This is a genomic window from Thermolongibacillus altinsuensis, assembly GCF_004341205.1.
Taxonomy (GTDB): domain Bacteria; phylum Bacillota; class Bacilli; order Bacillales; family Anoxybacillaceae; genus Thermolongibacillus; species Thermolongibacillus altinsuensis.
Map to the genome: position 1 here is coordinate 1 of NZ_SLUL01000028.1, position 14,426 is coordinate 14,426.

General features: G+C 40.9%; 16 protein-coding genes and 1 pseudogene. 8 read left to right on the top strand and 9 right to left on the bottom strand.

Going from position 1 to position 14,426, the window contains the following annotated elements:
• Positions 1–217: 217 nt before the first annotated feature.
• Positions 218–433, bottom strand: coding sequence for a hypothetical protein (locus EDD69_RS14860; protein ID WP_243643132.1), 216 nt, complete (start codon positions 431–433; stop codon positions 218–220).
• Between the two features lie 114 nt (positions 434–547).
• Entirely contained in the window at positions 548–670 is a 123-nt protein-coding gene (locus EDD69_RS15725; protein WP_279388156.1) for a hypothetical protein, read from the bottom strand.
• Positions 671–874: 204 nt separating this feature from the next.
• Between EDD69_RS15725 and EDD69_RS14865 the strand changes: the two genes are divergently transcribed.
• The gene (locus EDD69_RS14865; RefSeq protein WP_132949678.1) at positions 875–1,426 is read left to right on the top strand and encodes a DJ-1/PfpI family protein; all 552 of its coding nucleotides are present in this window, start codon (positions 875–877) and stop codon (positions 1,424–1,426) included.
• 52 nt (positions 1,427–1,478) lie between these two features.
• Here EDD69_RS14865 and EDD69_RS14870 read toward each other — a convergent pair whose 3' ends face one another.
• Complete coding sequence (locus tag EDD69_RS14870) at positions 1,479–1,793, bottom strand: hypothetical protein (RefSeq protein WP_132949679.1); 315 nt, start codon at positions 1,791–1,793, stop codon at positions 1,479–1,481.
• Between the two features lie 136 nt (positions 1,794–1,929).
• Positions 1,930–2,922, bottom strand: coding sequence for an NADPH:quinone oxidoreductase family protein (locus EDD69_RS14875; RefSeq protein ID WP_132949680.1), 993 nt, complete (start codon positions 2,920–2,922; stop codon positions 1,930–1,932).
• 134 nt (positions 2,923–3,056) lie between these two features.
• Between EDD69_RS14875 and EDD69_RS14880 the strand changes: the two genes are divergently transcribed.
• Both EDD69_RS14880 and EDD69_RS14885 read left to right on the top strand, forming a co-directional pair.
• Positions 3,057–3,644: a TetR/AcrR family transcriptional regulator gene (locus EDD69_RS14880; RefSeq protein ID WP_132949681.1), complete on the top strand. Its 588-nt coding sequence runs from the start codon at positions 3,057–3,059 to the stop codon at positions 3,642–3,644.
• An 837-nt stretch (positions 3,645–4,481) separates the two neighbouring features.
• A complete protein-coding gene (locus tag EDD69_RS14885; RefSeq protein ID WP_243643134.1) occupies positions 4,482–5,450 on the top strand; it encodes a BMQ_0737 family morphogenetic spore coat protein in 969 nt (322 codons plus the stop codon).
• Between the two features lie 206 nt (positions 5,451–5,656).
• On the opposite strand, the gene EDD69_RS14890 is transcribed toward EDD69_RS14885, so the two are convergent.
• Both EDD69_RS14890 and EDD69_RS14895 read right to left on the bottom strand, forming a co-directional pair.
• Positions 5,657–5,830 (bottom strand): type II toxin-antitoxin system antitoxin, encoded by a 174-nt coding sequence (locus EDD69_RS14890; protein ID WP_132949683.1) that lies wholly within the window; start codon positions 5,828–5,830, stop codon positions 5,657–5,659.
• Positions 5,831–5,845: 15 nt separating this feature from the next.
• Positions 5,846–6,634, bottom strand: a complete 789-nt coding sequence (locus EDD69_RS14895; RefSeq protein WP_243643133.1) for an SPFH domain-containing protein — start codon at positions 6,632–6,634, stop codon at positions 5,846–5,848.
• A 33-nt stretch (positions 6,635–6,667) separates the two neighbouring features.
• On the opposite strand from EDD69_RS14895, the pseudogene EDD69_RS14900 reads away from it, so the two are divergent.
• The 3 genes and pseudogenes from EDD69_RS14900 to EDD69_RS14910 all read left to right on the top strand — a co-directional run.
• A pseudogene (locus EDD69_RS14900) lies at positions 6,668–7,261 on the top strand (urocanate hydratase); the annotation flags it as partial.
• 23 nt (positions 7,262–7,284) lie between these two features.
• Complete coding sequence (locus tag EDD69_RS14905; RefSeq protein WP_132949685.1) at positions 7,285–7,818, top strand: sensor histidine kinase; 534 nt, start codon at positions 7,285–7,287, stop codon at positions 7,816–7,818.
• The gene (locus EDD69_RS14910; RefSeq protein ID WP_132949686.1) at positions 7,815–8,432 is read left to right on the top strand and encodes an NAD(P)-binding protein; all 618 of its coding nucleotides are present in this window, start codon (positions 7,815–7,817) and stop codon (positions 8,430–8,432) included. The genes EDD69_RS14905 and EDD69_RS14910 overlap by 4 nt, the downstream gene beginning before the upstream one ends.
• A 99-nt stretch (positions 8,433–8,531) precedes the next feature.
• Here EDD69_RS14910 and EDD69_RS14915 read toward each other — a convergent pair whose 3' ends face one another.
• Genes EDD69_RS14915 through EDD69_RS14925 form a run of 3 tightly spaced genes read right to left on the bottom strand, consistent with a single transcriptional unit; the run spans position 8,532 to position 10,787 of the window.
• Positions 8,532–9,203: a GNAT family N-acetyltransferase gene (locus tag EDD69_RS14915; protein ID WP_132949687.1), complete on the bottom strand. Its 672-nt coding sequence runs from the start codon at positions 9,201–9,203 to the stop codon at positions 8,532–8,534.
• An 18-nt stretch (positions 9,204–9,221) separates the two neighbouring features.
• Complete coding sequence (locus tag EDD69_RS14920; protein ID WP_132949688.1) at positions 9,222–9,896, bottom strand: GNAT family N-acetyltransferase; 675 nt, start codon at positions 9,894–9,896, stop codon at positions 9,222–9,224.
• A 33-nt stretch (positions 9,897–9,929) separates the two neighbouring features.
• Entirely contained in the window at positions 9,930–10,787 is an 858-nt protein-coding gene (locus EDD69_RS14925) for a carbon-nitrogen hydrolase family protein (protein ID WP_132949689.1), read from the bottom strand.
• A gap of 281 nt (positions 10,788–11,068) precedes the next feature.
• Here EDD69_RS14925 and EDD69_RS14930 point away from each other — a divergent pair, with 281 nt between their 5' ends.
• Positions 11,069–12,109, top strand: a complete 1,041-nt coding sequence (locus EDD69_RS14930; RefSeq protein ID WP_132949690.1) for a zinc-dependent alcohol dehydrogenase family protein — start codon at positions 11,069–11,071, stop codon at positions 12,107–12,109.
• Between the two features lie 674 nt (positions 12,110–12,783).
• Positions 12,784–14,049, top strand: a complete 1,266-nt coding sequence (locus tag EDD69_RS14935) for a cation:dicarboxylate symporter family transporter (RefSeq protein WP_132949691.1) — start codon at positions 12,784–12,786, stop codon at positions 14,047–14,049.
• The last annotated feature ends 377 nt before the right edge of the window (positions 14,050–14,426 follow it).

Here is a 14,426-nt window from a genome sequence, read left to right on the forward strand (position 1 = left end):
TTCCTATTGCCTTTTTTTGGTCATTAATAGGGTATCCAATTTGATTGTGGGGTATACCGCTTCAGCCATGGTTAATTGATTTTCACAGAAAAAAATAATAAAAAAGGATGGAAATCTCTCATTGAACGGCAGTCCATTCATTATAACGTATGGGATGGTATTTGTAAATTTATAGAAATATATACTTATGGCGCTAATTGTTCAACGGCACCGAAACTCATCTTCTGTTTTTATCTTTGATGCCATATAAATAATCCGCATTTTTAAAGGAATACCATTGGCCTAAAAAAATGGCTAAAAACATAAAGATCCCGCCAACGACAAAAGCTGTCATATAATATCCTAAAAAGAATAACACAAATGAACCAACAAGGGTTATGATCATCACAATCAATACCCACGTTTTCATTTTTTCTTTCGTTTCGTGTTTCACTCCGCTCACCTCATCATTTTACAACTTTTTACCGAATTATACGTTTGACTCAAGAGTAAGGTTTCGGGTTTATTTTATATTTTGCTCGTTTTGCTAAACATGAAAATAGCAGATTTAAACTATATATGATAAGCTTAATTTTCCGACATAAACAAGCTTTTCTGCCACTTCCCCGAACGAAAACGCCATCAGACAAATGAATTTGTCTGACATGCGTTTTACGTTCGGGATCGGCATGCTAGAAGCATGCCGGGCGGCAAGATTTTTCTTGCCGACTATGGCAGAAAAGCGGCCTTCTATTCATGATGAGATATGTCGGAAACTCAACTTGAATCTATATATAGTATAATTTTAGCAACGTAAGCATATTATTTTCAAATTCCCATAAATTTCGATATGATTAAAGTGTAAAAAATATAAATGAGCGAGGAGGTTGTAAGAATGAGCAAAAAAGTGTTAATTGTGACAGGAGATGCAGTAGAAGCGTTAGAAGTGTATTATCCATATTATCGTTTGTTAGAAGAAGGTTTCGAGGTGACGATTGCTGCACCGAAGAAAAAGAAATTACATACAGTCGTTCACGATTTTGCTGATTGGGATACGTATGTTGAAAAACCAGGCTATCTCATTGATGCGCATGCATCATTTGCTGAAATCGATCCTACTGAATACGACGGACTTGTCATTCCAGGAGGACGTGCGCCTGAATACATTCGCCTAGATGAAAACTTGCCAAAAATCGTACGTCATTTCTTTGAGGCTAACAAGCCAGTAGCAGCGATTTGCCATGCTTCACTCATCTTGGAAACAATTCCTGATGTGATGAAAGGCCGCAGCATGACAGCATACATCGCTTGCAAGCCAGGTGTGGAAGCGATTGGCGCAAACTATGTATCTGAAACAATTCACGTTGACAACAATTTTGTATCTGCTCATGCATGGCCAGATTTACCTGCATTTATGCGCGAATTTATCAAATTATTAAAGAAATAAAAGACTAAAAAACGAGAGGAAGAGGGAGGCCTCTTCCTCTCGTTTTTGTTCATTAATAAAACGTTTCGTTCAATTCCCAAGACTCAACGACGGCATAAGCTGTTTGTGGATCCAATCCTCTGCCGATTAAATAAGCCATTGCCGCGACTTCATGCAGCGCGTGTGCAAACGATGTAGTCTGTGCCTCTTTTAAACCGTATTGAACAAAAGGAGCAACCGTGCTGAGTGTTTGATCTTTTAAATGAGGATACAAAGGTTGTTTAATTTGCTGATGCGCTATGATCTCAGACTGTGGATATTGCGGAAATGGTGCAACTGGTTGCGGCTGGTAATAAGGCATTGGATAAGGTGTAGGGTAATATTGCATGCTGTAACTTCCTTTCTTTTGTCGTCATTTTAAGCCCAATCCTATACTATGTTCCGCTATTGTCCACTGCGCTAGATAGATGCCTATTTTTAGGTGTTAATAAAAAGAGGGGCATCAACAGCCCCTTTGATTGATATTATGCCAGCTTTACAACCGTTCTGCCGCGCAGTTTGCCTTTTAAAATATTTGATAATGCTTCAGGAAGTTGTTCAAGCGTGATTTCTTGTGCAATCAATTCTAGTAATTGATTCGGTTTTAAGTCGCTGGCCATTCGTTCCCAAATTTGTTTCCGTAATTCCATTGGGCAATAGACAGAATCAATGCCAAGCAAGTTGACGCCGCGAAGGATAAACGGGAAGACGGTTGTCGGAACGTCTGCGCCACCTGCTAACCCGCTGACAGCTACGGAGCCGTTATATTGGATTCGGCTAAGAATGGTGGCAAGGGTTCTTCCGCCGACAGGATCAACGGCCGCTGCCCAATATTGTTTATCTAACGGGCGGATCTGTTCTAGGCAAACTTCTTCACGAGAAATGATTTCTTTTGCGCCGAGCTCGCGTAAATATTCATGTTCGCTTTCTTTGCCTGTACTAGCGACAACGTGATAGTTTCGTTTGGCCAACATGGAAACAGCGATGCTTCCGACTCCGCCAGTGGCTCCTGTCACGAGCACTTTTCCTTTTTCAGGAGATAATCCGTTTTCTTCTAAGCGATGGATGGACAATGCAGCCGTAAATCCAGCCGTTCCTAAAGCCATTGCTTCTTTTAATGTCAATCCTTTTGGAAGAGGAACAATCCAATCTCCAGGGATACGGGCATATTCGCTGTAGCCTCCGAAATGAGATACGCCGATTTCATAGCTCGTTGCAATGACTTCGTCTCCTTCTTTAAAGCGCGGATCCTTAGAAGAGGCGACAATACCAGCGAGATCGATACCTGGGATAAACGGATACGATTTTACAATTTTTCCATTCGGAATGCATGCTAATCCATCTTTATAGTTGACGCTGGAATAAACAACTTTAATGACGACATCTCCTTCTGGAAGATCAGACATGGAAACAGTTTGTACATTCACTGTAAAATCTGTTTCCGTTTTATTCACTACTAACGCTTTGAATTGGTCCACTTGACATCCCCCATTTAGTTTTTTCATATTCTTACCTATAACGATAACAAAATTATTCTGACCGGTCAAAATATTTTTATCGTCAAAAATTGATGTATAATATCGTTATGATTGAAGTTCGAGGGGTGGATTGGATGAAGAAAAAAGCAGAAGAAAGGCGAGAGCAAATTTTAAGGGCCGCTTTTCAAGCGGTTTCAGATAAAGGATACGAAACGGTGACATTGCAAGATATCGCGGATTATGCGGGGGTAAGCAAAGGGGTTACGAATTATTACTTCAAAAATAAAGAAGACGTGTTTTTGAGCTTGCTGGAATGGGTGACGGATCGGATTTATCAACATGAGCATCAAGCGGTTAGTCAGAAAACAACGGCGATCGAAAAATTAGAGGCATACATTCATTCGGTTTTTATCGATCCAGAAAAGAATAAAAAGTTTTACAAAGTGTATCTTGACTTTATGGCTCAAGCCAGCCGAAATCCGCACTATCGAAAAATTAATCTCAAGTTTTATGAAAACTGTTGGAAAATCGGACGCGACATTGTTGCGCTTGGACAAAAGGAAGGAACATTTTCATCAGACATTCAGGCGGATACAGCTTCAAAAATGATTCGCTCGATCATTGATGGATGCCTCATTCAGTGGTTAATGCGTGATGAGGATCATCTTCATGAGTTCTATAAGAAAACTTGCTATGAGGTTATTTTAAAGTATTTGAAATAAAACACGCCCCGCGTTATAGCGGGGCACATCGTTTTTATTAGATTCAGATGTTTTAAAAATTAGGTGAAAAAAAGGCTATTTTCTAGCATTTCACATGTGCAGTTACACAGACAAGCCACTATCTTCACACATAGTATGTACGAACAAAAGAGAAAGGAGTGGATATTTATGGGATGTGATTGTAATACAAGTTTTATAAATGGGAGTCATAAATCCGCCATTGCGTGTAAAATAAACGGGGTCATTCAGCAAGATTGTCCAAGTGGTGAGCAAACGTATATTCAATGTGCCCACCCTGTTCCAATTACCGTATCAATATTAAATACAGGTGTTCCATTAACTAGTTGTGATATGACCGCTAGGTTGAAAGGTCCAGGTCCGGATGCCGTGGTAACAATTGCACCAGCACAGCGAAAAGTTCTTTGCAGCGACAGAGCAACGGAATTGACTATAGAATGCACAGGAGGAGGAGTATTGGGCACTTGTGTGGGAATATTTGAGGGGTGTGTTGGAGCAGTAAACTCTTAAAAAATCGTTTCATCCACTCATACAAGTCTCTGGAAAGCATAGTTATATGTAACGAGGCTGACCCAAAAACAAAGTGTCAGACCCTGTAATACAATATATAGTATGTAATATTGGATGAATAATCTATATATTGTGAGATGTGCGTGTGGTCAGACACTTATGGGTCAGCCTCAGCAAAATAACAATTGGTATCGCCATCAGGCGATAGCAAGGTTTTTTTATTTTCGAATCAAATGGTTTAAAACAAATGCCTAGTGCACAAATCCGTTGAACAGCATAATATAAGTGTACCCAATTCCATTGAAAGAAGTGAGCATATGCATGTCTGTACAATCAATGTTTACCGAAAAACAATGCATCAATGTCTTAAAAGTGTTCGACTGGGTCAATCGGTTTGTTAACATAAGACTAAAAGAAGTGATCGAAATAAAACCAATCATCGAATCCAATTTAATCTGTTGTCGCTTTAGTATTCCATGCGATGGAACACGGACAACGGTTTGGTCTGGAATTGGAATAAAAAATCTTGTTGGATCCATTACCATCCGTTATTGTTCAGGCTGTGACGGGACAATGGATGTCATTGTAAATGACAAAAAACTGGCTTCACTAAAAATAGGGCAAACATTTTCTGCAACTGTTAATCAATTGACCACCGTCGAAGTACAATGTAACGGTCAGCCAGTAAGCGGATTTTGCGATGGTGAGTTACAAATTAAGGTTCATTTTGATCTGCGGGATGAAAATGAAATTGATATTCAAAATGTTAAATGCTTCCTTTCAGACCGTGAAGGGAATCCGCTGGACCCTTTGAAACCGGGGACAATCGAATGTAAAGAAATTTCAGACCCACATAATCGTAGAAATGTAAACATTACCCTTCCTAATGGGAAAATGGTCATTCTCCAAATCGTTGAGGTGTTAAAAACAGGATTTGTGACCGTTCAGTTTTTTAATAAAAAAGGGGAAATCATTAAAGTATGCACATTTCCATTTTCGGAGATAGAAAGGTTTTTCCTTTGCGCGCCTGAGGGAACAACCGTAGATTGTGAAATTACCGATTTTCAATGTAAGGTTCATGCTATACCGTCATTAAACAAGTCGGCAAAATGTATTGACATTGTGATTTCGCTTGACATATGTCAAAGTGTTCAAACCGTCGGTGAAGTGAAACTTGAAATCGAAGGGAAAGAGTGTAAACCTCGTTCCGAATTGGAAGGGATAACAGTATGTCCTAAACCAAAAATTCCCCCTCAATGTCCTTTCATTTTTACTTGAGTATACGTAATTAAGAATGGATTCCATGAACATGGAGTGGGGATGAATTCAAGCCCAGACTCTTTTTTGTGTTTTCGCATAGTACGCTGTCATTTTTTGTACTCTTTCGTCATGTTTGGTGGGATAGATGCTAAATTAATAAGTCTGCCCTAAATAAAAGTTCCCGCTCATTGCATCATGAGCGGGGGACTCTTTTTAAGCAGACTTTAATCATCCGATTTCTTTTTTTCTTTTTTCAGCCGTCCTTCACGCCGAGCGGCATCACGCAGCAAAAATTCAATATGCGCGTTGACGCTGCGAAATTCTTCTTGCGCCCAGCGTTCGATAATTTCATATAAAGCAGGATCGATTCGTAACGGGAAACTTTTCTTTTTTGTCATGTGACTCAACAACCATCAATACAAACTTCCAGTATTAATGACCGGTTGGGTAGCCCGTTCGGAAACGATTGCGACCATTAAGTTATTGACCATATTTGCTTTTCTTTCATCATCTAACTCTAAAATACCTTCCTTGTCAAGTTGCTCAATCGCCATTTGCGCCATGGAAACGGCTCCTTCGACGATTTTTTTGCGTGCTGCCAAAATCGCTGCCGCTTGTTGCCGTTGTAACATGGCGCTTGCGATTTCAGGAGAGTAGGCAAGATGGCTGAGACGAGCTTCCACCACTTCCACACCGGCAACTGTCAGCCGTTCTTGCAATTCTTTCGCTAATACTTCGGAGATCACATCGGCGTTTCCTCTTAACGTAATTTCATGATTTTCAAATGTGTCGTAAGGGTATTTCGTCGCGACGTGGCGAATTGCTGTTTCGCTTTGAATTTCAACGAACTTTTCATAATTTTCTACATCAAAAACGGCTTTGGCAGAATCAACCACCTTAAATACGATAACCGCCGCAATTTCGATCGGGGTTCCTTCGACATCATTGACTTTTAACGTGTTGCTGTTAAAGTTGCGAACACGAAGAGAAACCGTTGGACGAATCGTTAATGGAATCGTAAGAAATAAACCGCTGTCGCGAATGCTGCCTAAATAACGCCCGAAAAAAGTGACAACTTTCGCTTGATTTGGCTGAACAATCGTAATGCCGCTTGTTAATACAATAGCTAATACAAAACATAAAACCGCGGAGATAATTACTTGATGGAGAATGCTCAGTATAGCTCCTCCTAATAAAGCCAAAACGAAGACAATCCCAACAAACCTGTTGATATACGCTGGGCGGCATTATCCGGGTATCCGGAGGGCATTTATCGAACAGATGAATTGATTAAAGAACTATTCCCAGAAAACAAAGCATTGATTCGTTGGATTGAGATGGCGCAAAAGAAAGTAGCGTTCCAAGGTTTGCCTGCACGGATTTGTTGGTTAGGGTACGGTGAGCGGGTGAAAATGGGACTTGCGATCAATGAACTCGTGCGCAAAGGCGAAATTAAAGCACCGATTGTCATTGGCAAAGACCATTTGGATTGCGGTTCGGTCGCTTCGCCAAATCGCGAAACAGAAGCAATGAAGGATGGAAGTGACGCCATTGGTGATTGGGCGGTATTGAACGCGTTAATTAATACAGCTGCTGACGGTTCGTGGATTTCTTTCCATCATGGCGGTGGTGTTGGTATGGACTATTCATTGCATGCTGGCATGGTTATTGTTGCCGATGGTACGGATTTAGCAAAAGAACGTTTGGAACGTGTGTTGACGACCGATCCTGGCATGGGTGTTATTCGTCATGCTGATGCCGGGTATGAGCGCGCCATTGAAGTGGCGGATGAAACGAATATCGTCATTCCGATGCAACATCGACTATAAGGAGTTTAGAAGGTTCCATCAGCGTGATAAAAGAGGAAGCCGTTCGCTTAGAAAAGCGGGTGAAAGATTTTCTTTATTTAACGAAGCTTGATTATTATGCGACACAACAACCGAAATATGAAACATTTCACGTCGCCCCTTTGCTAGAGGAAGTCATCGAACGAATGAAGCCACACCGCCCTGATTTACATGCAGCAGTCGATTTACAAGACGTAACGGCAATAGGAGACCAAGAACAATGGAAGATTGCGTTTGAAAATCTTTTAGACAATCAAATGCGGTATGCACGCACGAAACTACAAGTGAGCGTGAAGACAACATCGGAGGGTGCGGTCGTGCATTTTTGGAATGATGGTCCTCCAATTGAGGAGCATTTGCTTAACCATTTGTTTGAAAAGTTTCAAACTGGGGAAAAGGGAAAATTTGGTTTGGGATTGGCGATTGTGCAGCGAATTGCCGAGCTGCATAACGGAAACGTGTGGGCCGTTAATGAGAAGGAAGGAGTATCCTTTTATGTACAGCTACCCGTCGAACAAGCAAGGGGGGATAAGCGATGAGCTACCCAATTATGGTAGATATAACGAACAAACAAGTCGTTGTCGTCGGTGGCGGGAAAGTGGCGGAACGAAAAATACGCGGCTTACAAGAAGCAAATGCGAACGTTATTGTTGTTGCTCCAGAGGTAACAGAGTACATTCAACAGCTTGCTAATGGAGGAGAGCTCGTTTGGCGGAAAAAATATTTTTCCCCCGGTGATCTAGAGGATGCGTTTTTAATTATTGCTGCAACGAATAATCGAGAAATAAACGAAGCGGTGGCTCAAGCAGCCCAGCCATATCAGTTAATCAATGTCGTCGATGCCCCGACACAATCTAACTTTTACGTGCCATCGATCGTGAGACGTGGCAAGTTGACGATCGCTGTTTCAACGGAAGGGGCAAGTCCGACACTGGCCAAAAAAATATGCCAAGAAATTGCTGAAATGTATGACGAAGATTATGGAAACTATATTGATTTTCTTTACGAGTGCCGGCAGTATATTTTGCGGAATGTCAGTGACTCAGACAAAAAACAGCAGCTCCTTCAAGCCATCACTGGTGAGGAATTTCGAAAGAGTACGAATTGGGAAAAGGAGTTTCGCAAGCTGTTTGAGAGAGTTATGGGAGAGTGACTTAAATAAAAAGTCGATTTTTCCTACGTTGAGGAAGAATCGACTTTTTAACTCCTTTTATCTTGTGTCTTTCTGAGAAACTGTACTAGAGGCGTTACATTAAATATTTAAAAGCGATACCGTATCCTTGGCTTCGAGATTTTCAATCATTTCATACCAAGCCTTTGGTTTGTTCGATAGGACGGAGTAATAACGTTTCAAAAACTTCACAACAAGATCCGCTGAAAGTTCATTTACGCTATCGTCCATCGGAAGGAAACAAAGGTCGAGTCCGGTTACGGCTTCTCCATCGTTGTTCCAAGATGGATGAACGTAAGGGAAGTCAAGCCGTTTATAACCAAGATGAGACAATACTTCACGACGGACATACGGATCCATCGGCTTAATTCCGCCAAATTCATAATGTTCTACGCGATACGGATCGTAAATTTCAGCAAACATTCCAAATAACTGTTTTCCGCTTGCTGCGGCCCAAGCGTTCAAATCTTCTAATCTGTTTTTCGCTAAAAACCGCCCGATACCAAGTCCTGGTTGGCCGATGATTGTGAAATCTGTCATCGCGACATTTAAATCCTCGTAATAGCGATATTCAGTCGCGCCGACGACATTCCCTTCGTGAACGGCAACGCATACACGAATTCCCGGATCTTCCAGAGGCTCTTTCCAAAGATCGAAGGCTAACACTTCTTCAGGCGGAAATACGTTTTGCATCAATTCGTGCATTTTTTTAAACAAAGGGTCTTCAATGCTTGTAATTCGGCGATATTCCATTTTTACTCATTCTCCTTGTCAAGATTTTGATGCATAAAAAGGATTTTTCCATTCCATCAGCGCTGCATAGTTGCATGATTCTTCATCTTCTAAGTAGTTAGCCACCACTTTAACAGGGGTGCGGCCGCAGCGAAGGAGGAAGGTAATAACAGGGTCCTTCAATTCGCCTTTGACGACAGCTTCGAGGTATTGTTCCGCTGTCATTTCATTCGCTTTTTTATGATAGCCAGGCATTCTTCCTCCGCCTAACAACCGTTCCAATCCCAAATGAATAACCACTTCATACATGGATAACATGAGCCATTTCCCTAACCCTAATTTGCGGTAGGCAGGGCGCACGCCAATATCAACGACATAAAGCGTATTTCCGTTTGGATTATGGTTGCGGATATATCCATTATCCGTAATCTCTTCCCATGTATGGTCCGGATGGTCGGGGTCAAAGTCAACGATCAATCCTGTCATCGATCCTGCGATTTCACCATTGACTTCTACACATAAGGCACCTTCCGGAAATAGCGTAACATGGTTTTTGAGCTGTTCCGTATTCCACCATAATTCAGATGGGAATGGTGGAGGGAAGCTTTCCTGTTGAATGCGGATTAAGCCGGGAAAATCTTTTTCTTCATAGTTCCGGATCACCGCTGGAACAGGACGATCTTGGTCAAAGACGTAAAACTCCTTTCGATACATTCTTCGCCCCCCCTTGTAGAAGTGAGTTTTACCTTATTTCCAGTCCGGATAAAGATCTGTGCGTCGATCGCGCCATGTCGTAACCGATCCGCTTTCGCGAACTTGGTATAACAGGTCTAAATCAAGATCAGCGGTTACAACCATATCATGATTGATTTCACCTTCGACTAAGATGCCGCGCGGAGGAAATGGAATATCGTTCGGTGTAATCACCGCCGCTTGCCCAAAATTCGCCCGCATAAAGTCAACCGTAGGAAGAGAACCTACTGTACCCGTCGTGACAACATAAACTTGATTTTCGATGGCTCTTGCATGGCTCGTGTAACGGACGCGATGGAATCCGTGGCGATCATCCGTGCAAGAAGGGCAGAAAATGACATCGGCGCCTTTCGCTTTAGCCATGCGAACAATTTCCGGAAACTCAATGTCGTAGCACGTTAACATGGCAATCGTTCCTTTGTCCGTCTCGAACACCTGAAGGCTTTCGCCAGGTGACATGTTCCATTCTTTTACTTCCGTCGGAGTGATATGAAGCTTTGGTTGTTCGGCGACTCTTCCATCTGGATAGAATAAATGAGCAACGTTATATAATTTGTCGCCTTTGCGGATGACATGAGTTCCCCCGATAATATGCATCTTTGTTTTCTTAGCCAAATTTATAAATAAAGAGCGGTATTGTTCAGTGAAGTTAGGCAGATCTTGAATCGTCAAAGGCTGTCCTTTTTCATCGCCAATGGACATGAGTTGAGTTGTAAGAAATTCTGGGAATAAGACAAATTCTGCCCCAAATTCTTCGGCTGTTTTAATATAATGTTCCACTTGCTTAGCAAATTCTTCAAAAGAATTGATCGTATGGAGATGATATTGAACCGCTGAGACTCTGATTTTCATCAGTCTCATCCTCCTTTCTTGACATCCATTAGATTACATTGTTGGTGGCGATACTGATATTATTAGATACATTACCGATTTTAACAAGTACATACTTTCATGTAACATAGTGAAAAAAAGTATACTAAAGGGAATCGTGATATTATTTATTTTAAGTTTGGTAAAATAAAAAAACAAAAATTTAAAAAATTCTACTTATAGTATATTGAAACATCAAATCTATTTTCTTTAAAATAAAAGTTGGAAAAAACTAAAACTTTTTCGAGGAGGTACGAACGAAAATGAAAGCCCTTACATATCTCGGACCAGGAAAAAAAGAATTAATGGAAAAACCAAAACCGAAAATCGAAAAAGAAACAGACGCCATCGTTAAAATTACAAAAACAACGATTTGCGGAACGGATTTACACATTCTTTCTGGAGATGTTCCTACTGTAAAAGAAGGTCGGATTTTAGGTCATGAAGGTGTAGGAGTAATCGAAGAAGTTGGTTCGGGTGTAAAAAACTTCAAAAAGGGCGACAGAGTGCTGATTTCTTGTATTACCTCCTGCGGAAAATGCGAAAATTGCAAAAAAGGATTATACGCTCATTGCGAAGATGGCGGTTGGATCTTAGGACATTTGATTGATGGAACTCAAGCAGAGTATGTAAGAATTCCACATGCAGACAACAGCCTTTATCCAATCCCGGAAGGCGTAGATGAAGAAGCACTCGTTATGCTCAGTGATATTTTTCCAACAGGATTTGAAATTGGCGTGTTAAACGGAAAGGTTCAGCCAGGGCAAACAGTAGCCATTATCGGAGCCGGTCCTGTAGGCATGGCAGCTCTATTAACTGCTCAATTTTATTCACCTGCAGAGATCATTATGGTTGATTTAGACGATAACCGTTTAGAAGTTGCGAAAAAATTTGGCGCAACTCAAGTGGTCAACAGTTCTGACGGCAAGGCGATTGAAAAAATTATGGAATTAACCGACGGAAAAGGTGTAGACGTCGCAATGGAAGCCGTTGGAATTCCTGCAACATTTGATATTTGCCAAGAAATTGTAAAACCAGGCGGCTATATAGCCAATATCGGTGTTCATGGAAAAAGCGTCGAATTTCATATTGAAAAATTATGGATACGGAACATTACATTAACAACCGGTCTTGTCAATACGACTTCTACACCAATGTTATTAAAAACGGTACAGTCGAAAAAATTGAAACCGGAACAATTAATTACTCATCGCTTTGCTTTTGCAGACATTATGAAAGCGTATGAGGTATTTGGCAACGCAGCAAAAGAAAAAGCATTAAAAGTTATTATTTCTAACGACTAAATTTTCTTCCAAAAAATATCCGTCTTGCCCCTGTATCGAAAAGCATGGCAGATGCCGTTTGGAGGGTGCTCATCCAATTCACTGCTTACAAAGCAGAATACGCTGGCAAGAAAGTGGTATTTTTCGTGGATGGATGCAGGTGGCTGCACATGCAGGTGGCTGCACCAGATGAAGCGAGAAGCTCGCTATTTCAATGGCGATGTAGTTCACGAGAAGAAGTTGTTCCGCGCTTTCCAGCCCTACCCGAGAAGTAACGGGTGTAAATATTTCGGAAGAGGAGCATGAATATATTCAGTCGGTTACTCACACTCTAACCTAACAGGACGCTTCCTCACCCTAAGATCGCAATTGTCGGTCTTAGGGTTTATTTTATGCGTGCGCAATCTTTTGTTGATCTGAGAGCCAAATGAAGTCTTGTGAAATTTATGGCAGACCAAAAGTTACATGAGAATGATATGTCGCAATAATTGTATGCCTCAATGGTAGATTTCGTAACTTTAAATGACACAAAAAATGACAGAATGATGACGGGACAATGACAACATGTATATTTACTATTTACAGCTTTCAAAATATTTATTAACATATGTGATAGTTGTGACTTTCACCCCAATTCTTTTAAACATTTCACGGCAGTAAATCTAACCAATTTTTAAGTAAAAGGGGGCATTTGAATGAAAAGAATTGGTCTAGCGTGGCAAATTTTTATTGGTCTAATTGCGGGGATTATTGTGGGGGCCATTTTTTACGGAAATCCTGCTGTCGAAACGTATTTAAAACCAATAGGAGATATTTTCCTTCGTTTGATTAAGATGATTGTGATTCCGATTGTTGTTTCCAGCTTAGTTGTTGGTGTAGCCAGCGTTGGCGATATGAAAAAACTAGGGAAACTTGGCGGAAAAACCATTATTTATTTTGAGATTATCACAACCATTGCGATTATAGTCGGATTGTTAGCTGCTAATATCTTTCAACCTGGAGCAGGCGTAAACATTAAAACATTAGAAAAAACAGATATCCAAAGTTATGTAGACACAACAAGTGAAGTGCAAAGCCATTCAATGGCTGATACATTTGTTAACATCGTTCCAAAAAATATTATGGAATCATTAGCAAATGGCGATATGCTTGCGATCATTTTCTTCTCTGTTATGTTTGGTTTAGGGGTGGCAGCAATCGGGGAAAAAGGCAAACCAGTTTTGCAATTTTTCCAAGGAACCGCAGAGGCGATGTTTTATGTTACAAACCAAATTATGAAATTCGCACCGTTTGGCGTTTTTGCTTTGATCGGTGTCACGGTTTCTAAGTTTGGGGTAGAATCCCTGATTCCGCTCAGCAAATTAGTCATCGTTGTGTATGCAACCATGATTTTCTTCGTATTTATTGTACTTGGAATTGTCGCAAAATTAGTCGGCTTAAATATTATTCACCTCATCAAAATTTTAAAAGACGAATTAGTGCTTGCTTATAGTACAGCGAGTTCTGAAACGGTATTGCCAAAGGTTATGGAGAAAATGGAAAAGCTCGGCTGTCCAAAAGCGATCACTTCTTTTGTCATTCCTGTCGGATACTCGTTTAATTTGGATGGGTCTACCTTATATCAAGCTTTGGCAGCCATTTTCATCGCGCAGTTGTACGGCATTGACATGTCTCTTTCACAGCAAATTTCGCTTGTATTAGTATTAATGGTGACATCGAAAGGAATTGCGGGGGTACCTGGCGTATCTTTCGTTGTATTGCTTGCGACATTAGGAACAGTGGGTATTCCTGCAGAAGGATTAGCGTTTATTGCTGGAATTGACCGAATTTTAGACATGGCTCGCACGGTTGTCAACGTTATCGGCAACTCACTAGCGGCTGTCGTTATGTCTAAGTGGGAAGGTCAATACGATGAAAAACAAGCTGAAAAGTATGTAGAGGAAACGTTAAAAAGCGCATAATCAATCGGAAACGATTATGTAAACCATGCGAAACATGCCCTGCCTTATTCAAGGTGGGGCATGTTTTATTTATATAGACTCAAGTTGAGTTTCCGACATATCTCATCATGAATAGAAGACCGCTTTTCTGCCATAGGCGGCAAGAAAAATCTTGCCGACCGGCATGCTAGAAGCATGCCGATCCCGAACGTAAAACGCATGGCATTTCTGATGGCGTTTCGTTCGGGGAAGTGGCAGAAAAGCTTGTTTATGTAGGAAAATTGAGTTTATCATATATAGTCACTTTTTTCTGTGAAAATCAATTAACCATGGCTGAAGCGGTATACCCCACAATCAAATTGGATACCCTATTAATGACCAAAAAAAGGCAATAGGAA

Bases quoted from the DNA above. Each gene is read 5' to 3' on its own strand.
- EDD69_RS14880 (WP_132949681.1), top strand. From the start codon at position 3,057: ATGAAGAAAAAAGCAGAAGAAAGGCGAGAGCAAATTTTAAGGGCCGCT.
- EDD69_RS14915 (WP_132949687.1), bottom strand. From the start codon at position 9,203: ATGGAATATCGCCGAATTACAAGCATTGAAGACCCTTTGTTTAAAAAA.
- EDD69_RS14890 (WP_132949683.1), bottom strand. From the start codon at position 5,830: ATGACAAAAAAGAAAAGTTTCCCGTTACGAATCGATCCTGCTTTATAT.
- EDD69_RS14870 (WP_132949679.1), bottom strand. From the start codon at position 1,793: ATGCAATATTACCCTACACCTTATCCAATGCCTTATTACCAGCCGCAA.
- EDD69_RS14910 (WP_132949686.1), top strand. From the start codon at position 7,815: ATGAGCTACCCAATTATGGTAGATATAACGAACAAACAAGTCGTTGTC.
- EDD69_RS14930 (WP_132949690.1), top strand. From the start codon at position 11,069: ATGAAAGCCCTTACATATCTCGGACCAGGAAAAAAAGAATTAATGGAA.
- EDD69_RS14865 (WP_132949678.1), top strand. From the start codon at position 875: ATGAGCAAAAAAGTGTTAATTGTGACAGGAGATGCAGTAGAAGCGTTA.
- EDD69_RS14925 (WP_132949689.1), bottom strand. From the start codon at position 10,787: ATGAAAATCAGAGTCTCAGCGGTTCAATATCATCTCCATACGATCAAT.
- EDD69_RS15725 (WP_279388156.1), bottom strand. From the start codon at position 670: ATGCCGATCCCGAACGTAAAACGCATGTCAGACAAATTCATTTGTCTG.
- EDD69_RS14935 (WP_132949691.1), top strand. From the start codon at position 12,784: ATGAAAAGAATTGGTCTAGCGTGGCAAATTTTTATTGGTCTAATTGCG.
- EDD69_RS14920 (WP_132949688.1), bottom strand. From the start codon at position 9,896: ATGTATCGAAAGGAGTTTTACGTCTTTGACCAAGATCGTCCTGTTCCA.